Here is a 21,195-nt window from a genome sequence, read left to right as displayed (position 1 = left end):
TTCCAGTCAAGAAAGGGGCCGCCCCGTGAGTCTCGACACCACGGCCGTCCTGCCCGTCGTCCCCACCGCCGCGAGCAACGCCGGGACGCTCGACGCCCACGGCATCTCGGCCTGGTTCGGCGAGCGCAAGGTGCTGGAACGGGTCTCGCTGCTGATGCCGGCCGGCCAGGTCACCGCGCTGATCGGCCCGTCCGGCTGCGGCAAGTCCACCTTCCTGCGCATCCTCAACCGGATGCACGAGCTCATCCCCGGCGCCCAGTTGGCGGGGGAGGTGCTGCTGGACGGCTCCGACGTCTACGCCCCCGAGCGCCGGCTCACCTCGGCCCGCCGGGACATCGGCATGGTCTTCCAGAAGCCCAACCCCTTCCCCGCGATGTCCATCTACGACAACGTGGTGGCCGGGCTCAAGCTCACCGGCCTGCGCGCCACCCGGGCCGAGAAGGACCACCTGGTCGAGGAGTGCCTGACCAAGGCGGGCCTGTGGAAGGAGGTGCAGGACCGGCTGCGCCAGCCCGGCGGCGCCCTCTCCGGCGGCCAGCAGCAGCGCCTGTGCATCGCCCGCTCGCTCGCCGTGCGCCCCAAGGTCCTGCTGATGGACGAGCCCTGCTCGGCCCTCGACCCGACCTCGACCCGCCGGATCGAGCAGACCATCCGCGAGCTGGTGGAGGAGGTCACCATCGTGATCGTCACCCACAACATGCAGCAGGCGCACCGGGTCTCCGACCAGTGCGCCTTCTTCCTCGCCGAACAGGGCACCCCCGGCGGCATCGTGGAGCACGGGCCCACCGAGGCGATGTTCTCCGCCCCGGTGGACCAGCGCACCTCCGACTACGTCAACGGCCGCTTCGGATAAGCGACTTCTCCTCCTGCCGGCTGGTCGCCACGACCCGGCCGGCGGCCGGCCGCAGGGCGACGGCGGCCAGCGCGGTGGCGGCCAGCAGGAGCAGGGTGCCGAGCAGGAAGGCGGCCCGGAAGCCGGCCGTCATCGCCTCGGCCTGGCTGCGGCCGGCCTCGGCCAGCGCCTGGCCCCGGCTGCCGGCCAGGGTGACCAGCACGGCCACCCCGAGCGCGCCGCCGACCTGCTGGGTGGTGTTGAACAGCCCCGAGCTGACGCCCGCGTCGGCCGGGGCGGCGTCGGCCATGGCCAGCGAGGTGAGCGCGGCGACGGCCAGACCGAAGCCGCCCGCGAGCAGCATGGTCGGCAGCAGGTGGAGGACGTAGGAGGCGTCCGCGGGGAGCCGGGTGAGCAGGCCGATCGCCACCACCAGCAGGCCCAACCCGCCCAGCAGCACGGTCCGTTCACCGAAGCGGGCGACCAGCGGGGCGGAGAGCAGCAGCGAGACGCCACCGATCACCACCGCGGCCGGGAGCATGGCGAAGCCGGTCGCGGCGGCGCCGTAGCCGAGCACGTTCTGCAGGTAGAGCGCGATCAGCACCTGGAAGCCGAACAGCGCCGAGACCATCAGCACCTGCACCAGATTGGCCGCCGCCACCCGGCGCGAGCGCAGCAGACGCAGCGGCAGCAGCGGCTCGGCCGCGTACCGCTGGCGCAGCAGGAAGCCGGCCAGCAGCAGGGCGGAGACGGCGCCGAGCAGCAGGGCGCCGGTGGTGGAGCGCTCGATCGAGACGATCGCGTAGACCCCGAGCATCAGACCGACGGTGACCAGCGCGGCGCCCGGCAGGTCGAGGCCGCGCAGCGAGCGGGCCGGGCCGTCGGCGGCCAGCACCCGCAGCGACAGCAGGACGGCGGCCAGGCCGATCGGCAGGTTGACGAAGAAGATCCAGTGCCAGCCGACCGCCTCGGTCAGCACCCCGCCGAGCACCTGCCCGATCGAGGCCCCGGCGGCGCCGACGAAGCTGAACGCGCCGATCGCCTTCCCGCGCTCGCCCGGTTCGGGGAAGAGCGTGACGATCATCCCCAGGCTGACCGCCGAGGCCATCGCCCCGCCGATCCCCTGGGCGAACCGGGCCGCGATCAGCAGCTCCTGACTGCCCGCCAGCCCGGCCAGCAGCGAGGCGGCGGTGAAGAGCACCAGCCCGGCCACGAAGATCCGGCGGCCGCCGAGCAGGTCGCCGAGCCGCCCGGCCAGCAGGAGCAGGCCGCCGAAGGCGATCAGGTAGGCGTTCACCGTCCAGGTCAGGCCCTCGGCGGTGAAGCCCAGGTCGGCCTGGATGGCGGGCAGCGCCACGGTGACGATGGTGCCGTCCAGGATGATCATCAGCATCCCGGCGCAGAGCACGGCCAGGGCCGTCCAGCGCGAATGCGCGGTCCCCGGTGCGGTTCCTCGCGTGGTCATGGAGTTCCTCCCCCTCGGTGGTGGCGACAGGAAGGAAGCTATCAGATAGTCCCGTACGAGACTATCTTTCTCGGTATTGAATTGTCCGGGACGGCCTCAGCCGCGCGGGCGGCGGGCCCGGCGCACCGGGCGCTCGCTCTCCACGGGGGTCGAGAGGTGGCCGTCGTGGAGGGTGGTGAGCGCGCGCAGCAGGACGGCGCGGTCCTCCTCGGGCACCGCCTCCAGGGCCTCCCGGTGGACGCCGTCGGCGACCTTCACGCCGGCCGCCACCGCCTCGGCGCCGGCCGGGGTGACGGAGATGATCCGGGCCCGCCGGTCGGTGGAGGAGGGGCGGCGCTCGGCCAGTCCGAGCCGCTCCAGCTCGTCCACGGTGACCACCATGGTGGTCTTGTCCAGGTCGGCGATCTCGGCCAGCTGGATCTGGGTCCGCTCCTGCTCCAGGGCGTGCAGCAGCACGCAGAAGCCGCGCGGGGTGATGCCGAGCCCGCTCCCGGCGAAGGCGGCCGACATCCGGGTGGAGAGCACGTGGCTGGTGTGGGTCAGCAGGGCCGACAGGTCCGGCATGGTGCGCGAGGGTTCGGTCATCCCCGCAGTCTACAAACTGCGGCTCCAGCGGGATTATCCGGAAGTGGACTACTCCACCGGGAGGGCCAGGCCCTCGCGCAGCACCAGGGAGACCAGCTCGTGCTGGGAGTCGGTCAGCTTCGGGTCGGCGCAGTGCACCGTCCGTCCGTCGACCGTGATCGCGTAGTGGAACCCGTCCGGCACTCCGTAGGAGGGGTTGCGGAGTCCGCCGGCCACCGCCTCCCTGGCCAGCGCGTGGACGTGCGGCGCGTCGGTGCGCGCGGCGGTGTCCAGCTCGGCTCGGAGGGGGTGTCCGGCCAGGCCGCCGGTCCGGGTCACCTGGATGCGCATGGTTGCCAGTGTGCTACTCAGGGGCACGGCCGCGCTGCCCGTTTCGGTGAAAATTCGGCGTCGGATCGGCGGGTGGATCAAGGAGGCGGGCGGGCGGACGGGCAGGTGCGCGGGGGCCGCCCGGCTGACGGCACGTCAGTTCGAGCCGTCTCGCTGGGTGGGACAGTGGCCTGCCTCACTTCGGCGGGCAGGGCGCCTGGGTTACGCTGGGCGACATCATGCGCTACCGGCTGCTTCTTCTTAGCTGCCGCGGCGAGGGCCTGTAGACCACGAAGGCCGGCTCCCTCGCCGCGGGATGCTGTGCTGTCCCCGTACGGATGCGGGGCAGTGGTCGGCCGAGTCGGGTGTCCTCCACCCCGACCAGCCCGCATATCGAGTTCGGAAGCCGAGAGTCCCTTCATGACTGAGCAGTCCGCCATCGCTCGTGCGTTCAACGACCGCCCCACCCCGATCACGGCCGGCACCGTCCAGCAGAAGCCGTCCGGGATGCCGTTCCAGCGGTACGTACCGTTCGGCACCATCGACCTGCCGGACCGCACCTGGCCGTCCAAGGTGATCACCCAGGCTCCGCGCTGGCTCTCCACCGACCTGCGGGACGGCAACCAGGCGCTGATCGACCCGATGTCCCCGGCCCGCAAGCGCAAGATGTTCGACCTGCTGGTCAAGCTGGGCTACAAGGAGATCGAGGTCGGCTTCCCGTCCTCCGGCGCCACCGACTTCGACTTCGTCCGCTCCCTGATCGAGCAGGACGCGATCCCCGAGGACGTCACCATCTCGGTGCTGACCCAGGCCCGCGAGGACCTGATCGAGCGCACCGTGGAGTCCCTGGTCGGCGCCCCGCGCGCCACCGTGCACCTGTACAACGCCACCTCCCCGCTGTTCCGCCGGGTGGTCTTCAAGGGCAGCAAGGACGACATCAAGGCGATCGCCGTGGACGGCACCCGCCTGGTGATGGAGTACGCCGAGAAGATCCTGCGGGACGACACCGTCTTCGGCTACGAGTACTCGCCGGAGATCTTCATCGACACCGAGCTGGACTTCGCCCTGGAGGTCTGCGAGGCGGTGATGGACGTCTGGCAGCCCGGCGAGGGCCGCGAGATCATCCTGAACCTGCCGACCACCGTCGAGCGCTCCACCCCGAACGTCTACGCCGACAAGATCGAGTGGATGTCGCGGAACCTGAGCCGCCGCGAGTTCGTCGCGCTGTCCACCCACCCGCACAACGACCGCGGCACCGGCGTGGCCTCCGCCGAGCTGGCCATCATGGCCGGCGCCGACCGCGTCGAGGGCTGCCTGTTCGGCCAGGGCGAGCGGACCGGCAACCTGGACCTGGTCAACGTCGGGATGAACCTGTTCTCCCAGGGCGTGGACCCGATGATCGACTTCTCCGACATCGACGAGATCCGCCGCACCGCCGAGTACTGCTTCCAGATGCCGGTGGCCGAGCGCCACCCCTACGCCGGCGACCTGGTGTACACCTCCTTCTCCGGCTCCCACCAGGACGCCATCAAGAAGGGCTTCGACGCCCTGGAGGCCGACGCCAAGGCGGCCGGCGTGCCGGTCGGCGAGTACACCTGGGGCGTCCCGTACCTGCCGATCGACCCGAAGGACGTCGGCCGCTCCTACGAGGCGGTCATCCGGGTCAACAGCCAGTCCGGCAAGGGCGGCATCGCCTACGTGCTGAAGAACGACCACAAGCTGGACCTGCCGCGCCGTCAGCAGATCGAGTTCTCCCGGATCATCCAGGCCAAGACCGACGCCGAGGGCGGCGAGGTCACCCCGGCCGAGATCTGGAGCGTCTTCCAGGACGAGTACCTGCCCACCCCGGAGAACCCGTGGGGCCGGATCGCGCTGAGCGGCTCGCGCAGCCTGGAGACCGAGGACGGCCGCGACGTGCTGCGCGCCGAGGCCGTGGTCGACGGTCGCCCCGTCACCCTGAGCGGCACCGGCAACGGCCCCGTCTCCGCCTTCGTCAACGCGCTGGCCGGGATCGGCGTCGACGTACGGGTGCTGGACTACGCCGAGCACGCGCTGAGCGAGGGCGGCGACGCCCAGGCCGCCGCGTACGTCGAGTGCGCGGTGGACGGCAAGGTGCTGTGGGGCGTCGGGATCGACGGCAACACGGTGCTGGCCTCGCTGAAGGCCGTGGTCAGTGCGGTGAACCGGGCCCAGCGCGGCTGACGGTGCGTCAGAGGGGCCGCTGCGGCGGCCCCTTCGGCGTTCCCGGGGTCCGTGGGGGATGCCGGAGGATGGGGGCGCGGGGGTGTGTTCTGCGACACATTTTTACCCGTTCGGGGTGCTGACACCCGCGCTTAACCATGGCAGCATCTACCCACCGGAACCGGGGTCGGTGGGACGACCGCGGCGTCCGGTCGCGTGACCTGCCCATTGTTGTGCAGGCCGCCTGCCATGTCTGGGGAGTTGGCGCCGTGACAGGGTTGTGGGGTGTCCGTCCTCGGTGGCGGACTGACGTCCTCGGTGATTTCTACTGTCCGGGCTGCGGCGGGGACCGCAACTACCGCCGGCAGCACGGCCGGCGGTGGCTGCGGTTGTTCGGCACCCCGGTGCTGCCGGTCGGCCCGGTCACCGGCTGCGTGCAGTGCACCACCTGCCACCGGCGCTTCGGGCTGGAGGCGCTCGACCAGCTCACCTGTGTCCGGCTGGGCGCGATGCTGCGGGACGCGCAGTACACCGTCGCACTGGCGGTGCTCGCGGCCGGCGGCACCGGCAGCCGGGCCGCGCGGGACGCCGCCTGCGAGGCGATCCGGGAGGCCGGCTTCGAGGACTGCGGCGAGGCCCAGGTGCTGGCCGCGCTCGCCGCCCTCTCCGGGACGGGCGGGGACACCCCCGTCGACCTGGACGCCACCGGCAGTGCCCTCACCGTCGAACTCCACGCCGCGCTCGAACCGTTGGCCCCGCACCTGGCCCAGCCCGGCCGCGAACGCCTCGTCCTGCAGGGCGCCTGGATCGCCCTCGCCGACGGCCGCTACCTCCCCCACGAGCGCACCGCCCTCACCGCCGTCGGCCGCTGCCTCGGCCTCCCGGCCACCCGCACCGCCGAACTCCTCGAGGCCGCCACCCGCACCTCCCACTGAGCCGGGCCCGACTCCCCCCTCCGGGCCCGCCACGACCCGCACCCGCAGGACGGTTCCCCCACGGACCCAGGGTGCGGGCTCGCGGCTGCGCGGCCCCGCCTGCGGCGCACTCGTCGAGGCGAGCAGACGTCACGGACTCGGGCCCTCGCCTGCGGCGGGCTCGTCGAGGCGAACGCCGACGCGGCGCGTCAGCCGCCTGCGGCGGGCTGACGGGGCGTGGGTCCGGCGCCTTGCCTGCGGCCGGCTCGTGGGGCGAGCGGTGTCACCGTTGGGATGCCTTGCCTGCGGCCGGCTCGGCCGGGGTGCGAGGCCGCGCCGTGCGGGAGCCGCCTGCGGCGAGCTGACGGGGCGTCGGGGGCATCGGCACGCGCGAGCCACGCTGCCCGAGTCCGTCGGGCGTCACCGTGGGCGGACGTCTGCGACCCGCCCCGCGCGTGCCCGACCGGACCACCGCCGCAGGCGTTTGCCTTTCCCGCGTCAGAGGCTCGCCGCAGGCGTTTCCCTCTCCCGCTTCCGCAGCCCGCCGCAGGCGTTTGCCTCTCCCGCGCCCGAGGTGCTCGCCGCAGGTGTTCCCCTCTCTCGCCTCCGAAGCCCGGCGCAGGCGTTTCCGCTCCCCGGGCGGGGGTGTCGGTGGGGTGCGGGAGAATGGGCGGCATGAGTCTGTTCCGGGACGACGGCATCGTCCTCCGTACCCAGAAGCTGGGCGAGGCCGACCGGATCATCACGTTGTTGACGCGTCAGCACGGCAAGGTCCGGGCGGTGGCCCGGGGGATCCGCAAGACGAAGTCGAAGTTCGGGGCGCGGCTGGAGCCGTTCTCGCACGTGGACGTGCAGTTCTTCAGCCGTGGGGCGGACCTGATCGGCCGTGGGCTGCCGCTCTGCACGCAGGTGGAGACCATCGCCCCGTACGGCGGACGGATCGTCACCGACTACTCCCGCTACACGGCCGGCACCGCGATGCTGGAGACTGCCGAGCGCTTCGCGGAGAACGAGGGCCAGCCCGCCGTGCAGCAGTACCTGCTGCTGGTCGGCGGGCTGCGGACGCTCGCGGCCGGGGAGCACGAGCCCCACCTGGTGCTGGACGCGTTCCTGCTCCGCTCCCTCGCCGTCAACGGCTACGGCGCCAGCTTCACCGACTGCGCCAAGTGCGGACTCCCGGGCCCCAACCGGTTCTTCTCGCTCCAGGCGGGCGGTGTGCTCTGCGGTGACTGCCGCGTACCGGGAAGTGCCGTACCCTCCCCTGAGACACTGGTACTGCTCGGCGCACTGCTGTCAGGGGACTGGCAGACGGCGGACAACAGCGAGCCGAGGTACTGGCGGGAGGGCAGCGGTCTGGTCGCCGCGTACCTCCAGTGGCACCTGGAGCGGGGAATCCGCTCGATGAGATACGTGGAGAAGTGAGCATGGCAGCGCGACGGCTCTTCGGCAGCAAGCAGCGGGAGTACCTCCCGCCGACCCCGCACCCGAGCGGCGCCGTGCCGCCGAAGATCCCGGGCGAGCTGGTGCCGGGCCACGTCGCGATCGTGATGGACGGGAACGGCCGTTGGGCCAAGGAGCGCGGGCTGCCGCGGACCGAGGGGCACAAGGTCGGCGAGTCGGTGGTGCTGGACGTGCTCAAGGGCGCGATCGAGCTGGGCGTGAAGAACGTCTCGCTGTACGCCTTCTCCACCGAGAACTGGAAGCGGTCCCCCGACGAGGTGAAGTTCCTGATGAACTTCAACCGGGACGTGATCCGCCGCCGCCGGGACGAGATGAGCGAGATGGGCGTCCGGATCCGCTGGGCCGGCCGGATGCCGAAGCTGTGGAAGAGCGTGGTCCAGGAGCTCCAGGTCGCCGAGGAGATGACCAAGGAGAACGACGCGGTCACCCTCTACATGTGCGTCAACTACGGCGGCCGGGCCGAGGTGGCCGACGCGGCCGCCGCGATCGGCCGGGACGTCGCGGCCGGGAAGCTCGACCCGTCGAAGATCAACGAGAAGACCCTCGCCAAGTACATGTACCACCCGGACATGCCGGACGTGGACCTCTTCCTGCGCCCCAGCGGTGAGCAGCGCACCTCCAACTTCCTGCTCTGGCAGAGCGCCTACGCCGAGCTGGTGTTCCAGGACGTGCTGTGGCCGGACTTCGACCGCCGCGACCTGTGGCGCGCCTGCGAGCAGTACGCGATGCGCGACCGCCGCTTCGGCGGCGCGCTGCCCAACGAGGTGGCCGCCGAGGTCCCGACCCAGCGCTGAGACAGCACGACGAGAGGGCCCGTACGGAGGTGAATCCGTACGGGCCCTCGGCCGTGCGTCCGACGGTCCGTCAGGCGGTGGCCTTGGCGGCGCAGCTGGCGCAGGTGCCGAAGATCTCCAGGGTGTGCGCGATGTCGCTGTAGCCGTGCTCGGCCGCGATCGAGTTGGCCCAGCGCTCGACGGCGGGGCCCTCCACCTCGACGGTGGAGCCGCAGGAGCGGCAGACCAGGTGGTGGTGGTGTCCGCTGCTGCAGCGGCGGTAGACCGCCTCGCCGTCGGCGGTGCGCAGCACGTCCACCTCGCCGGCGTCGGCCAGCGACTGGAGGGTGCGGTAGACGGTGGTGAGCCCGACCGAGTCGCCGCGGTGCTTGAGGAGGTCGTGCAGCTCCTGGGCGCTGCGGAAGTCCTCGACCTCGTCCAGGGCCGCCCAGACGGCGGCTCGCTGCCGGGTCGATCGGGCACGCGACGGGCCTGCGGTGGTCACCGTGGGTCCTCCAGGGAGAGTGGGCGTCTGGCACCTCATTGTGCCAGTCCCCGACTGGTGACCGAATCCTCGGTGCGGGACTCCTCGGACTCCCGGGTCTCCTGGGGCCGGTGGGGGTCGGACGGCCCGGCCTGGCGGGGCAGCCCGACCTCGCAGACCTCGGGCCCGGCGTCCGGGGCGGCGCGGTGGCGGCGCCGGGCCAGTGGTGCGGCCAGTGCGCTGAAGACCGCGAAGACCACGATGGCCAGCAGCACGATGGCCGGGCCCGACGGCAGGTCGGCCTCGTAGGAGCCGGCCACGCCGGCCACCGCGACGGCCACGCCGACGCCGATCGAGGCGGCCTGGGTCATCGCGAACGAGCGGGTCAGCTGCTGCGCGGCGACCACCGGGACGACCATCAGCGCGGAGACCAGCAGCAGGCCGACCACCCGCATCGCCACCGTGACGGTGACGGCGGCCATCACCGCGAGCAGCAGGTTGAGCGCCCGCACCGGCAGGCCGGTGACCCGGGCGAACTCCTCGTCCTGGCAGATCGCGAAGAGCTGGCGGCGCAGGCCGATGGTGACCGCGATCACCACGGCGGCCAGCACCGTGATGGTGAGCAGGTCGGTGGGGGAGACGGTGAGGATGGAGCCCCAGAGGTAGCTCTCCAGGCTTCCGTTCCCGGACTGCGAGCTCATGCTGACCAGCAGCTTGCCGCAGGCCATGCCGCCGTAGAAGAGCATCGCCAGCGCGATGTCGCCGCGCTGGTTGCCGCGCGAGCGGACCACCTCCATGACCACGGCGCCGAGCACGCAGACCAGCACCGCCATCCAGACCGGGCTGGTCTGGAAGAAGAAGCCGAGGCCGACGCCGGTGAGCGCGACGTGGCCCATGCCGTCGCCCATCAGCGCCTGCCGCCGCTGCACCAGGTAGATGCCGACGGCGGGGGCGGTGATGCCGACCAGCACGGCGGCGATCAGCGCGCGCTGCATGAAGTCGTAGCTGAGCATCTCGGTCATCGCGGCAGTCCTGAGGTCGGGCGGGTGGTGCGCGGGTGGTCGGCGCTCATGCGAGCAGTCCGGGGGTCGTCAGGTGCTCGTCCCCGTGCGGGTGGACGTGGTCGTGGCCCGGCAGGGCGTGCTGGCCGGTGCTGGGGATCGGCGGGCCGTCGTAGGAGACGCAGCCGTCGCGAAGGACGACCGTGCGGTCGATCAGCGGCTCCAGCGGGCCGAGTTCGTGCAGCACCAGCAGGACGGCGGCGCCGCGCTCGACCTCGGTGCGCAGGGTGTCGGCGAGCACCTGCTGGCTCTCCAGGTCCACCCCGGCCATCGGCTCGTCCATGATGAGGAGTTCGGGGGTGCCGACCAGCGCGCGGGCGATCAGCACCCGCTGGTGCTGGCCGCCGGAGAGCCCGGCCACGCCGTCCCCGGCCCGGTCCAGCATCCCGACGGCGGCCAGCGCGCGGTCGACGGCCGCCCGGTCCCTGCGGCGGAACGGCAGCAGTCCGTGCTTGGGCAGCCGCCCGGTGGAGACCACCTCGCGGACGGTGGCGGGCACGCCGCTGGCGGCGGTGGTGCGCTGCGGCACGTAGCCGATCCGGTGCCAGTCGCGGAACTTGGCGAAGGGGGTGCCGAACAGCTCCAGGCCGCCGCGCTCCAGCGGGACGGCGCCGATCACCGACTTGACGGTGGTGGACTTGCCGGAGCCGTTGGCCCCGAGCAGCGCGACCACCTCGCCGGGCCGGACCTTGAGGTCGACCCCGCGCAGGACGGGACGGCCGCCGAGGGAGGCGACGGCGTCGCAGAGGCAGACGACCGCGGGCGCGGCACCCCGCTGGGGGTGCCGCGCCTCGGCGGTGTCCGTCCCCTCGGCCGCCGGGGCCTCGGGAATGACTGAACTCATGGTGATGCGGTGTCCCGTCAGCTCTGGATGCCGAAGGCGGCCTGGAGGTTGTGCAGGTTCTGCTTCATGACGGAGAAGTAGTTCTCCTTGGAGGGGTCCTTGACGCCCTCCAGCGGGTCGAGGACGGCGGTCTTCAGGCCGAGGTCCTTGGCGACCGTCTCGGCCAGCTTGGGGCTGACCAGGGTCTCGAAGAAGATGGTGGAGACGCCGTGCTCCTTGGCCTCCTTCTGGATCTCGGCCAGCTTGGCCGGGGTCGGCTCGGACTCCGGGTCCACGCCGTTGATGGCCAGCTGGTCGATCCCGTAGGCGTCCGCGAGGTAGCCGAAGGCGGCGTGGCTGGTGACGAAGGACTTCCCCTTGGCGTCCTTCAGGCCGTCCTTGAACTCCTTGTCCAGGGCGGCGAGTTCGGCCACCACCCGGTCGGTGTTCGTCTGGTAGTCGGCGGCGTGCGCCGGATCGGCCTTGGCCAGCTCGGCGCCGACGTTCTTGGCCACGGCGGCGTAGCGGTTCGGGTCCAGCCAGATGTGCGGGTCCCCGGCGGCGCCGGAGTGGTCGTGGCCGTCGTCCTCGGCGTGCCCCTCGGGGAGGTGGTGGTCGACCAGCGGGGAGGCGGCGGTGGCGTCGACCACGTGCTTGGAGTCGCTCTGCGCCACGGCCTTGTCCACGGTGGGCTGCAGGCCCTTGAGGTAGAGGACGGCGTCGGCGCCCTTGACCTTGGCGACCTGCTTGGCCGTCAGCTCCAGGTCGTGCGGCTCGACGCCGGCGGCGGTGAGGTCGGTCACCTTCACGTGCTGCCCGCCGATCTGCTCGGCGAGGAACTCCATGGGGTAGAACGACGCGACCACGTCGAGCTTCCCCTTGCCGTCCTCGGCGCTGCTGGCTCCGCCGCAGGCGGAGAGCAGGAGGGCGCCGGCAACGGCGGTGGCGGTCAGGGCTATCGAGGTGGGGAGGCGGCGCGACTTCATGACAACCATTCTCAACTTAACTGGAAATGATTGTCAACTCACTCAACTGTCCGACGGTCCGATGGTCCGTTCGACACACGGTGTGCGGGCGAATACCGATTTGAACCCCCCACGGGGCCGCCCGGTAACCTCTGCTGGTATTCGGGTACGTGCAACCAGCCGTGCCCTGACCGTGCCGTCACTCGCGTGACGTCGTACTGAAGAGAGCACTGTGGCCGCCGACAAGATCGACACGATCGTCAGCCTGAGCAAGCGCCGAGGCTTCGTCTACCCCTGCAGCGAGATCTACGGCGGCACCCGCGCCGCCTGGGACTACGGGCCGCTGGGCGTGGAGCTCAAGGAGAACATCAAGCGCCAGTGGTGGCGTTCGATGGTCACCGCTCGCGAGGACGTCGTCGGTCTCGACTCGTCGGTGATCCTGGCCCGTGAGGTCTGGGAGGCCTCGGGCCACGTCGCCACCTTCAACGACCCGCTGACCGAGTGCCTCTCCTGCCACAAGCGGTTCCGCGCGGACCACCTGGAGGAGGCGTACGAGGCCAAGCACGGCAAGCTCCCGGCCAACGGCCTGGCCGACGTCAACTGTCCGAACTGCGGCAACAAGGGCGGCTTCACCGCGCCCAAGGAGTTCTCGGGCATGCTGAAGACGCACCTCGGCGTCACCGAGGACGCGTCCGGCCTGGCCTACCTTCGCCCGGAGACCGCGCAGGGCATCTTCACCAACTTCAGCCAGGTGCAGACCACTTCGCGCAAGAAGCCGCCGTTCGGCATCGCCCAGGTCGGCAAGAGCTTCCGGAACGAGATCACCCCGGGCAACTTCATCTTCCGGACCCGCGAGTTCGAGCAGATGGAGATGGAGTTCTTCGTCAAGCCGGGCGAGGACGAGACCTGGCACGAGTACTGGCTGCAGCAGCGCTGGGACTGGTACGTCGGCCTCGGCCTGCGCACCGAGAACATGCGCTTCTTCGAGCACCCGAAGGAGAAGCTCTCCCACTACGCCAAGCGCACGGTGGACATCGAGTACCGCTTCAACTTCGGCGGCAACGAGTTCTCCGAGCTGGAGGGCGTGGCCAACCGCACGGACTACGACCTCACCGTGCACAGCGAGGCCTCCGGCAAGGACCTGCGCTACAACGACCAGGAAGCCAACGAGCGCTACTTCCCGTACGTCATCGAGCCGGCAGCCGGTCTGAACCGCGCCATGCTGGCCTTCCTGATCGACGCCTACTTCGAGGACGAGGCGCCGAACGCCAAGGGCGGCATGGAGAAGCGCGTCGGCATGCGGCTGGACCCGCGGCTGGCCCCGGTCAAGGTCGCGGTGCTCCCGCTCTCCCGCAACGCCGACCTCTCGCCGAAGGCCCGCGGCCTGGCCGCCGACCTGCGCACCGCGTGGAACGTCGAGTTCGACGACGCCGGCGCGATCGGCAAGCGCTACCGCCGTCAGGACGAGATCGGCACGCCGTTCTGCGTCACCGTCGACTTCGACACCCTCGAGGACAACGCGGTGACCATCCGCGAGCGTGACACCATGGCGCAGGAGCGCGTCTCGCTCGACCAGGTGAAGTCCTACCTGGGCGCCCGTCTGATCGGCTGCTGACGCACCGTCGGACCGCATGCGGCCCCGCTGCCCCTTCGAGGGCGGCGGGGCCGTCCGCGTTCTCAGCGCAGCGGGAGCCCGAGGGCGCGCAGGGCGGCCACGGCGGAGCGCCGGCGGGGTTCGTCGAGGGCGGCGACGGCCGCGAGCAGGGCCCGGTAGCGCGGCGGGGAGGCGGTCAGCGCGGCGGCGTACTCGGCCAGGTCGGCGGGGGAGCGCAGCCGGGCCGCCTGGGCGGAGAGCTCGGCGGCCAGCGTCTCGTCCAACTCCAGCGCGGTCGCGGCGAGTTCGCCGGAGCGGCGGCCGGTCGCCTGGTGCAGCAGGCGGTGCGCGTCCTCGGCCCGTCCGGCCGCCCGCAGAGCGGTGGCCAGGGCGGCCAGCTCGGCCGGGGCCGCGGAGGCCCGCTCCCAGAGCAGGGTGAGTCCGTCGCCGGCCAGCCCGTGGCGCTCCAAGGCGGCGAGCAGCGGCGGGAGTTGGGAGCTGGGGTGGCCCCAGAGGGCGTGGAACAGTCCGGCCGCCTCCTCGGCCAGCCCGGCCCGGCGCAGCCCGGCCAGGGTGGCGGCGGCCTGCTCGGGGCTGCCGTGCACGGTGGCCCTGGCCAGGTATCCGGCGGCGCCCTCCGGGCCCTGGGCGTGCAGCAGCACGGCCAGCCTGGCCACGTCCTCCGGAGCCAGCAGGACGGCAGCCTGGGCGGTCAGGGCGGCGGACTCGTGGGCGGCTCCGCCCTGGTGCAGGGCGGTGATCCGGCCGGCCAACGAGACCAGCTCGGGGCCGGTGCGCTGCGGAGGGGCCAACGGCGGTGCGGCGGCCTCCGGTTGGGGCTCCGGCTGGACGGGGGCGCCCGCGAACCGGGCACCGCGGGGCGCGGCGGCGGCGGGAGCCGGGGCCGCCGGGGCCTCCTCCTCCTGGTAGACCCCGCCGAACCGTGCCCCGGTCGGCCGCCGCCGTGCCGCCTGCGCTCCGCTCACTGTTCGGTCCCCTCGGCTCGTCCGTGAACCGTCATCCTCCCTTTGCTACAAGGCAGTTGTGTTACAGGGGTGAGTCGGGAGGGTTTTCAGTCGGTGAGCCGCCCGGCCCGGAAGTCGGTGTAGGCCTGCATGTCGAAGTGCCCGTGGCCGGAGAGGCCGAACAGGATGGTGCGGGCCTCGCCGGACTCCCGGCAGGCCAGCGCCTCGTCGACGGCGGCCTTCACCGCGTGGGTGGACTCCGGGGCCGGGACGATGCCCTCGGCCCGGGCGAAGCGGACCCCCGCCTCGAAGCACTCGGTCTGCCGCACCGCCCGGGCCTCCAGCAGGCCGAGCTCGTGCAGGTGGCTGATCAGCGGTGACATGCCGTGGTAGCGCAGGCCGCCCGCGTGGATGGCCGGGGGCGTGAAGGAGTGGCCGAGGGTGTGCATCCGGGCCAGCGGGGTGAGGCCGGCGGTGTCGCCGAAGTCGTAGTCGTAGCGGCCGGCGGTGAGGGAGGGGCAGGAGGCCGGCTCGACCGCGACGGCCCGGACGGCGGGGCCGCCGGCCAGCTGCCGGCCGAGGAAGGGGATCGCCAGGCCGCCGAAGTTGGAGCCGCCGCCGACCGCGCCGATCACCACGTCCGGTGCGTCCTCGGCGAGTTCGAACTGGAGCAGGGCCTCCTGGCCGATCACGGTCTGGTGCAGCAGCACGTGGTGCAGCACCGAGCCGAGTGCGTACTTGGCGGCGCCGCCGCTGGTCGCGGCCGCCTCCACCGCCTCGGAGATGGCCAGCCCGAGGCTGCCGGAGGCCTGCGGGTCCGCCTCCAGCGCGGCCCGGCCGGCGGCGGTGAGCGGGCTCGGGCTGGCGTGCACGGTGGCGCCGAAGGTCTCCATCAGGGCCCGCCGGTAGGGCTTCTGGTCGTGGCTCACCCGCACCATCCAGACCTCGCAGTCGAGGCCGAAGTACGAGCAGGCCAGCGCCAGGCTGCTGCCCCACTGCCCGGCGCCGGTCTCGGTGACCAGGCGGCGGACGCCCGCGCGGTGGTTGTAGTACGCCTGCGGCACCGCGGTGTTGATCTTGTGGCTGCCGGTCGGGCTGACGCCCTCGTACTTGAAGTAGATCCGGGCCGGGGTGTCCAACTCCCGCTCCAGGCGCCGGGCTCGGACCAGCGGGCTGGGCCGCCACTGCCGGTAGACGTCCAGCACCGCGCCGGGGATGTCCACCTCGCGGGCGCGCGGGCCGGGGCCGGTGCCCAGCTCCTGGGCGATCACCTCGGGCGGGAAGAGCGGCTCCAGATCGGCCGCGGTGACCGGCTCCTTGGTGCCCGGGTGCAGCAACGGCGGTACGGGGGACGGGAGATCGGCGGAGATGTCGTACCAGGTGCTGGGGGTCAGCTCCTCGGGGAGCAGGTACTTCACGGTGCTGGACGGTGCGGTGGTCATGGGCGGCCCGGTTCCGTTCGGTGGACGGCGACCGATAGGTGGTTCCACCGCGGCGGGGCGCTCACACTCGAACGGCCGGTCGCTGTGGCCGGGCCGGGGACGGCGGCCCGGCCACAGCGGCGGCGGGTGGATCAGGCGCCGAGCAGCAGGGCGGCGTCGACCACGCGGTGGGAGAAGCCCGTCTCGTTGTCGTACCAGCCGAAGATCTTCACCTGGCGGCCGTCCTCGCTGACGGTGGTCAGGCCGGCGTCGAAGACGACGGAGGCCGGGTCGCCGACGATGTCGCTGGAGACCAGCGGCGCCTCGCTGTAGCGGAGGATGCCGGCCAGCGAGCCCTCGGTGGCGGCCTTGGCGAAGGCGGCGTTGATCTCCTCGACCGTGGTCGGGCGCTCCACCCGGGCGGTCAGGTCGGTGATCGAGCCGACCGGGATCGGGACGCGCAGCGAGGTGCCGCCCAGCTTGCCCTGGAGCTCCGGCAGGACCAGGCCGATGGCCTTGGCCGCACCGGTGGAGGTCGGGACGATGTTGGTGGCGGCGGCGCGGGCGCGGCGGGCGTCCTTGTGCGGGCCGTCCTGGAGGTTCTGGTCCTGGGTGTAGGCGTGCACGGTGGTCATCAGGCCGTGCTCGATGCCCAGTGCCTCGTTCAGCACCTTGGCCAGCGGGGCCAGGCAGTTGGTGGTGCAGGAGGCGTTGGAGACGATGTGGTGGACCTCGGGGTCGTACTTGTCGTCGTTCACGCCGATCGCGAGGGTGAGGTCCTCGCCGTTGGCCGGGGCGGAGATGATCACCTTGCGGGCGCCGGCCTCGATGTGCGCGCGGGCCTTGGTGGCGTCGGTGAAGACACCGGTGGACTCGATCACCACGTCCACGCCCAGCTCGCCCCAGGGCAGCTTGCCCGGGTCCCGCTCGGCGAAGACCTTGATGGTCTGGCCACCGACGATGATGCTGTCGCCCTCGGCGCGGACGTCCTCGGCCAGCTTGCCGAGGGAGCTGTCGTAGGTGAGCAGGTGGGCCAGGGTCTTCGCGTCGGTGAGGTCGTTGACGGCCACCACCTGAAGGTCGGCGCCACGCTCCAGCGCCGCCCGGACGAAGCCGCGGCCGATCCGACCGAAACCGTTGACCGCTACCTTGACTGCCATCTCGACTCCTCGTATTCCCGTGCTACGTACGTCAGTTGACGGAGCGCTGCCAGGCGTCGTCGGCTGGTAACCACTCTGTGGGGTTATTTCTGAGGGTGTTACGAGAGTAACCCACGGACCTCGCAATAACCAGTCATACCGGTTATGGCGGCCGGTTGCGCACTATGCTGGCGAAATGGAGTTCGTCTTTGTCAGTGGTGACCCGGCCCTCGACCTGGTCGGCACCGTGCAGCGCCGCCGCGGCCTGGCCCTCGACCAGCTGGTCACCCCCGCCGACCTGGGCGCCTGGGCCGTCGCGGCCGGGTTGGTCGACCAGCCGATGGCCGCCGACGCCGAGGACCTCGCCCACGCCGTCCGGCTCCGCGAGACGATCTTCCGGCTGGCGGGCGCGGCGGCCTCCTCCGCACCGTACGCCGCCGCCGACCGCCGGCTGCTCAACCGTCAGGCAGACGGACCGGGACTCCGTCAGGAACTCCGCCCCGACGGCACCCTCCACCGCACCGGCACCGCCGAGGCCCTGCTCGCCACCCTGGCCCGCTCCGCCCAGCGCCTGCTCGCCCTCCCGTTGGCCGCCCCGGTCAAGGAGTGCGCCGCCGAGACCTGCACCCGCCTCTACGTCGACCTCTCCCGCAAGGGGGCGCGGCGCTGGTGCGACATGACCCGCTGCGGCAACCGCGCCAAGGCCGCCTCCTTCCGGGAGAGACACCCGGCCTGAGGCTCCGTCGGGTAGCTTCTTCCGCATGATCACGGGGGAACTCATCGGCAGCGGGCGGACGGCGGACGTGTTCGCCCTGGACGAGGGGCGGGTGCTGCGGCGCTACCGCGACGGCGCGGACGCCGGCGGCGGGGCCGCCCTGATGACGTACCTGGCGGGGCACGGCTACCCCGTGCCCCGGGTGTGGCCGGGCCCGGACGCGACGGAGCTGGTGCTCCAGCGGCTGGACGGGCCGACCATGCTGCAGGCCCTCGGGGCGGGCACGGTCGGTCCGGAGGAGGCCGGCACGCTCCTCGCCGACCTACTGCGGAGGCTGCACGCCGTCCCGTCCCGGACCGGCGCCGGCCGCGTCCTCCACCTCGACCTGCACCCCGACAACGTCTTCCTCACCCCCGACGGCCCGGTGGTGATCGACTGGGACACCGCGGACGAGGGCCCGCCCGGCCTGGACACCGCGATGTCCGCCCTGATCCTGGCTCAGGCCGCCCTCACCATGCCCGCCGTCGCCCAGGTCGCCCGCGCCGTGCTGACCGCACTGGTCCGGGGGCTGGGCGGCACCGACGGCATGCTGCTGGACGCCGCGAAGGCCCACCGGGCGGCCAACCCGACCCTCTCCGCGGACGAGATCGCCGCCCTGGACGAGGCCGTCGCGCTGATCCTCGCCCCCTAGCCGGCCGCGAGGCGGGCGCGGGCCTCCATCAGGGCGAAGCCGAGGAGGTTGAGGCCGCGCCAGTCGGCGGGGCGGGTGGCGCGGTCGTCGTCGGCGGGGAGTCCGATGCCCCAGATCCGGTCGAGCGGGCTGGCCTCGACCAGGACGCGGCCGGAGGTGCCGAGGAGGTAGCCGCGCAGGGCCTCGTCCTGGCCGAACTTGGCGACGTTGCCCCGGACCACGAGCTCGAAGCACTCGGCGTCCCAGCGATCGCCGTCGAAGCCGCGGACCATCCGGCCGAACTTCTTCGCCTCCGCCGCCGAGTTGGCCGCCAGCACCCGGGCGAGCATCTCCTCGTCCCCGAACAGCCGCGCCTTCCCCGCCATCATCCAGTGCTCCGCCGACCCGTACCGGATCCCGTCCACCTCGAACGCCCCCGGCCACCACTGGCTCAGCGCCCCGGCCCCGATCCGCCCGTCCCGCTCCGGCCGGTGCCCCCAGAAGAACAGGTACTTCGGCCGCGCCCCGGCGGCCACCAACGCGGCCAGCTCCTCGCGGTCACGGGTGTCGATGGGCAGCTGAGGCGTCGTCATGCACCAGATCCTCGCACCGACCCGGCACCGCCGACCAGCGGATTTGCCGGCATCAGCCCGGACTCACCACGGGAAGTCCGCGGTCGGCCGCAGAGGTCGCCAGGCGCTTGTCGTAGGTGACGAAGGCGGTGAGCGCGTGCTCCAGGTGCTCCGCGCTGGCCAGGTGGATCGCGTCCAGGCTTCGCAGGTGCTGCCCCGGAAGCAGGCGGGCCGCGCGGAGGACGGGGTCGGAGAGCCGGATCCGAAGCAGGCGGTCGAGGGCGTCCTCCGCCGCGTCGAAGAGGTACGGGGGAGCATCCACCCGCCGGAGCGCCCTCGGCACCTCGACCTGGGCCAGGGCACTGGTGGCGTGGCCCTCGGCGCCCCGGGCGGACAGGAAGGTCCGCAGGGCGGGGGACTCGGCCTCCGGCACGATCAGTTTGAGCAGTGCGCACGAGTCGAGATAGATCACCTCTCCTCTTCCTCCTCCCGCATCACGGCGAGTGCGGAGCCGGGGGAGGCCAGGCCCTCCGGCGCCACCGGGGGTTCCCAGTGGGCCAGGCCGGTGGCGGTGGCCGCGTTCTCCGGATCGACGGTCCCGTCACGGACCAGGTCCTCCAGGACCCGCTGCTCCGGATCGGGCGGGGAGAGCACCGCGATCAGCCGTCCGTTCCGGGTGATCTCGATCCGCTCACCGGCCGCGACCCTGTCCATCAGTTCACTGGCGTGCTGCTGCAGCTGACGGATCGGAACTCTGGCTGTCATGCGACTCACGGTAGGCCGCTGCGTGCGTCGTTCGCGAGGTTCGTGCGTCGCAATCACCCGATCGAGCGGGGGAGGCCCAGGCTGAGCAGGAGGATGGTGGCGGAGCCGGCGGTCTGGATCGCCAGGACGACGGCGAGGGCGGGGAGGGCGCCGAGGGTGGGGGCGAGGGAGAGGTAGAGGGTGCCGAGGGTGGCGACGCCGAGGGCGAGGCTGGACTGCTGGGCGGTGGCGAGGACGCCGCTGCCGGTGCCGGCCCGGGCGGCGGGGACCTTGGTGAGGACGACGCGGAAGAGGGGGGTGCCGATCAGGCCCTGGCCGATGCCGGCGAGGGCGACGCCGGGGAGCATGCGCAGGGGGGAGAGGCCGAGGGTGAGGGCGGTCAGGAGGAGGGTGCTCAGGCCCAGGGCCTGGAGGGCGGCGCCGGTGGTGATGACGCGGGAGCCGTACCGGCCGATCAGGCGGGGCGAGGCGAGCGAGGCGGTGAAGTAGCCGACCGCCATCGGGACCAGGGCCCAGCCCGCCGCCACCGGGTCGAGGTGGAGGGACTGCTGGAGCAGGACGGCGACCACGAACATGAAGCCGCCGAAGCCGGTGAAGTAGGGGAGCGCGATGCCGAGCCCGCGCCGCATCTCGGGGATCCGCAGCAGGGAGAGCGGGAGCAGCGGATCGCCGCCCCGCGCCTCCAGCCGGTGCTCGGTGAGCAGGAAGGCCAGCAGCAGGAAGGGGAAGGCCGCGAGGGCCAGCCAGGACCAGAGCGGCCAGCCGAGCGCGCGGCCCTCCATCAGCGGGACGAAGAGGGCGAGCAGCGAGAGGGAGAGGAGGACGGTGCCGGGCAGGTCGATCCGGGAGGCCCGCTCGGCGCGGTTCTCCGGGACGTGACGGAGCGCCAGGAAGGCGGTGGCCACGGCGAACGGGACGTTCAGCAGGAAGACCGAGCGCCAGCCGGTGCCCAGCACGTCGGCCGAGACCAGGAAGCCGCCGAGCACCTGGCCGATCACCACCGAGATCCCGCCGACCGCGCCGTAGACGGAGAGCGCCTTGGCCCGCCGGGCGCCGTCGGTGGCGGCGGTGATGGTGGCCAGCACCTGGGGGAGCAGCACCGCAGCCGCCGCGCCCTGGAGCACCCGGCCCGCCACCAGCGCCCAGGCCGACGGGGCGATGCCGCACAGCAGCGAGGCGAGCGCGAAGCCGAGCGAGCCGCCGACGAACAGCCGCCGCCGGCCGAGTGCGTCGCCGAGCCGCCCGCCGAGCACCAGCAGGACGGCGAAGGCGATGCCGTACCCGGCGGCGATGAGCTCCAGCACGGCCGGGCCGGCCGAGAGGTCGTGCTCGATGGTGGGGAGCGCGACGTTGACGATGAAGAAGTCGAGCATCGGGAGGAAGGCGCCGAGCAGGACGGTGGCCAGCCCGGCGGTGGAGAGGCCGGAGTGGCCGGTGGGCCGGGCGGCGGTGAGCTGCTGAGGGTGGGTCAGTTGCTGGGTCACGTCCATCAGGTTGCCGG

The 21,195-nt window shown here is 72.4% G+C and carries 22 protein-coding genes; 8 read left to right on the top strand and 14 right to left on the bottom strand.

The features are described from left to right. Positions 1–49 precede the first annotated feature (49 nt). Positions 50–853 (top strand): phosphate ABC transporter ATP-binding protein, encoded by an 804-nt coding sequence (locus ACWEPF_RS22790; RefSeq protein ID WP_380149995.1) that lies wholly within the window; start codon positions 50–52, stop codon positions 851–853. Here the strand turns inward: ACWEPF_RS22790 and ACWEPF_RS22785 are convergent. The 3 genes from ACWEPF_RS22785 to ACWEPF_RS22775 all read right to left on the bottom strand — a co-directional run bounded on the left by ACWEPF_RS22785 (position 834) and on the right by ACWEPF_RS22775 (position 3,212). Further along, the gene (locus ACWEPF_RS22785; protein WP_452173937.1) at positions 834–2,297 is read right to left on the bottom strand and encodes an MFS transporter; all 1,464 of its coding nucleotides are present in this window, start codon (positions 2,295–2,297) and stop codon (positions 834–836) included. The genes ACWEPF_RS22790 and ACWEPF_RS22785 overlap by 20 nt on opposite strands. Positions 2,298–2,393: 96 nt before the next feature. Continuing rightward, positions 2,394–2,882, bottom strand: coding sequence for a MarR family winged helix-turn-helix transcriptional regulator (locus ACWEPF_RS22780; protein WP_449795483.1), 489 nt, complete (start codon positions 2,880–2,882; stop codon positions 2,394–2,396). A gap of 48 nt (positions 2,883–2,930) precedes the next feature. Next, positions 2,931–3,212, bottom strand: coding sequence for a protealysin inhibitor emfourin (locus ACWEPF_RS22775; protein WP_345287654.1), 282 nt, complete (start codon positions 3,210–3,212; stop codon positions 2,931–2,933). Positions 3,213–3,611: 399 nt separating this feature from the next. Here ACWEPF_RS22775 and leuA point away from each other — a divergent pair, with 399 nt between their 5' ends. From leuA to ACWEPF_RS22755, 4 genes are all read left to right on the top strand, one after another. Then, positions 3,612–5,393, top strand: a complete 1,782-nt coding sequence (leuA, locus tag ACWEPF_RS22770) for a 2-isopropylmalate synthase (RefSeq protein ID WP_345287656.1) — start codon at positions 3,612–3,614, stop codon at positions 5,391–5,393. A gap of 368 nt (positions 5,394–5,761) precedes the next feature. Then, positions 5,762–6,307 carry a TerB family tellurite resistance protein gene (locus ACWEPF_RS22765; RefSeq protein ID WP_345287658.1) on the top strand — a complete coding sequence of 182 codons (546 nt, stop codon included), beginning with the start codon at positions 5,762–5,764 and terminating at the stop codon, positions 6,305–6,307. A 654-nt stretch (positions 6,308–6,961) separates the two neighbouring features. Beyond that, entirely contained in the window at positions 6,962–7,708 is a 747-nt protein-coding gene (gene recO / locus ACWEPF_RS22760) for a DNA repair protein RecO (protein ID WP_345287660.1), read from the top strand. A 2-nt stretch (positions 7,709–7,710) separates the two neighbouring features. Then, positions 7,711–8,541, top strand: coding sequence for an isoprenyl transferase (locus ACWEPF_RS22755; protein ID WP_345287662.1), 831 nt, complete (start codon positions 7,711–7,713; stop codon positions 8,539–8,541). Positions 8,542–8,611: 70 nt separating this feature from the next. On the opposite strand, the gene ACWEPF_RS22750 is transcribed toward ACWEPF_RS22755, so the two are convergent. Genes ACWEPF_RS22750 through ACWEPF_RS22735 form a run of 4 tightly spaced genes read right to left on the bottom strand, consistent with a single transcriptional unit; the run spans position 8,612 to position 11,874 of the window. Next, the gene (locus ACWEPF_RS22750; RefSeq protein ID WP_345287663.1) at positions 8,612–9,025 is read right to left on the bottom strand and encodes a Fur family transcriptional regulator; all 414 of its coding nucleotides are present in this window, start codon (positions 9,023–9,025) and stop codon (positions 8,612–8,614) included. 35 nt (positions 9,026–9,060) lie between these two features. Further along, positions 9,061–10,026, bottom strand: coding sequence for a metal ABC transporter permease (locus ACWEPF_RS22745; protein ID WP_452173936.1), 966 nt, complete (start codon positions 10,024–10,026; stop codon positions 9,061–9,063). A 46-nt stretch (positions 10,027–10,072) separates the two neighbouring features. Further along, positions 10,073–10,909: a metal ABC transporter ATP-binding protein gene (locus tag ACWEPF_RS22740; RefSeq protein WP_452173935.1), complete on the bottom strand. Its 837-nt coding sequence runs from the start codon at positions 10,907–10,909 to the stop codon at positions 10,073–10,075. Positions 10,910–10,926: 17 nt separating this feature from the next. Next, the gene (locus ACWEPF_RS22735; protein WP_345287669.1) at positions 10,927–11,874 is read right to left on the bottom strand and encodes a metal ABC transporter substrate-binding protein; all 948 of its coding nucleotides are present in this window, start codon (positions 11,872–11,874) and stop codon (positions 10,927–10,929) included. Positions 11,875–12,085: 211 nt separating this feature from the next. Here ACWEPF_RS22735 and ACWEPF_RS22730 point away from each other — a divergent pair, with 211 nt between their 5' ends. Next, positions 12,086–13,468 (top strand): glycine--tRNA ligase, encoded by a 1,383-nt coding sequence (locus tag ACWEPF_RS22730; RefSeq protein ID WP_345287671.1) that lies wholly within the window; start codon positions 12,086–12,088, stop codon positions 13,466–13,468. A gap of 62 nt (positions 13,469–13,530) precedes the next feature. On the opposite strand, the gene ACWEPF_RS22725 is transcribed toward ACWEPF_RS22730, so the two are convergent. The 3 genes from ACWEPF_RS22725 to gap form a co-directional block, all read right to left on the bottom strand. Further along, positions 13,531–14,433, bottom strand: a complete 903-nt coding sequence (locus ACWEPF_RS22725) for a hypothetical protein (RefSeq protein ID WP_452173934.1) — start codon at positions 14,431–14,433, stop codon at positions 13,531–13,533. 86 nt (positions 14,434–14,519) lie between these two features. Then, positions 14,520–15,854, bottom strand: a complete 1,335-nt coding sequence (locus ACWEPF_RS22720; protein WP_452173933.1) for a TrpB-like pyridoxal phosphate-dependent enzyme — start codon at positions 15,852–15,854, stop codon at positions 14,520–14,522. A 131-nt stretch (positions 15,855–15,985) separates the two neighbouring features. Beyond that, positions 15,986–16,993 carry a type I glyceraldehyde-3-phosphate dehydrogenase gene (gene gap / locus ACWEPF_RS22715; RefSeq protein ID WP_452173932.1) on the bottom strand — a complete coding sequence of 336 codons (1,008 nt, stop codon included), beginning with the start codon at positions 16,991–16,993 and terminating at the stop codon, positions 15,986–15,988. Between the two features lie 175 nt (positions 16,994–17,168). On the opposite strand from gap, the gene ACWEPF_RS22710 reads away from it, so the two are divergent. Together ACWEPF_RS22710 and ACWEPF_RS22705 are read left to right on the top strand one after the other, a co-directional pair. Next, a complete protein-coding gene (locus ACWEPF_RS22710) occupies positions 17,169–17,708 on the top strand; it encodes a CGNR zinc finger domain-containing protein (protein WP_452173931.1) in 540 nt (179 codons plus the stop codon). Between the two features lie 25 nt (positions 17,709–17,733). Then, positions 17,734–18,378, top strand: a complete 645-nt coding sequence (locus ACWEPF_RS22705) for a phosphotransferase (RefSeq protein WP_452173930.1) — start codon at positions 17,734–17,736, stop codon at positions 18,376–18,378. Here the strand turns inward: ACWEPF_RS22705 and ACWEPF_RS22700 are convergent. From ACWEPF_RS22700 to ACWEPF_RS22685, 4 genes are read right to left on the bottom strand one after another with little or no spacing between them, the layout of a single operon-like run. After that, positions 18,375–18,950, bottom strand: a complete 576-nt coding sequence (locus ACWEPF_RS22700; RefSeq protein WP_452173929.1) for an NADAR family protein — start codon at positions 18,948–18,950, stop codon at positions 18,375–18,377. The genes ACWEPF_RS22705 and ACWEPF_RS22700 overlap by 4 nt on opposite strands. Before the next feature lie 52 nt (positions 18,951–19,002). Then, positions 19,003–19,401 (bottom strand): type II toxin-antitoxin system VapC family toxin, encoded by a 399-nt coding sequence (locus tag ACWEPF_RS22695; RefSeq protein ID WP_452173928.1) that lies wholly within the window; start codon positions 19,399–19,401, stop codon positions 19,003–19,005. Continuing rightward, entirely contained in the window at positions 19,398–19,694 is a 297-nt protein-coding gene (locus ACWEPF_RS22690) for a type II toxin-antitoxin system Phd/YefM family antitoxin (protein ID WP_452173927.1), read from the bottom strand. Before ACWEPF_RS22690 ends, ACWEPF_RS22695 begins: the two co-directional genes overlap by 4 nt. Positions 19,695–19,747: 53 nt before the next feature. Beyond that, complete coding sequence (locus ACWEPF_RS22685) at positions 19,748–21,184, bottom strand: MFS transporter (protein WP_452173926.1); 1,437 nt, start codon at positions 21,182–21,184, stop codon at positions 19,748–19,750. Positions 21,185–21,195 lie beyond the last annotated feature (11 nt).

Source organism: Kitasatospora sp. NPDC004289, from assembly GCF_053602875.1.
Note: the sequence above shows the minus strand (reverse complement) of the source record. Positions and strands in the feature narration are given on the sequence as shown.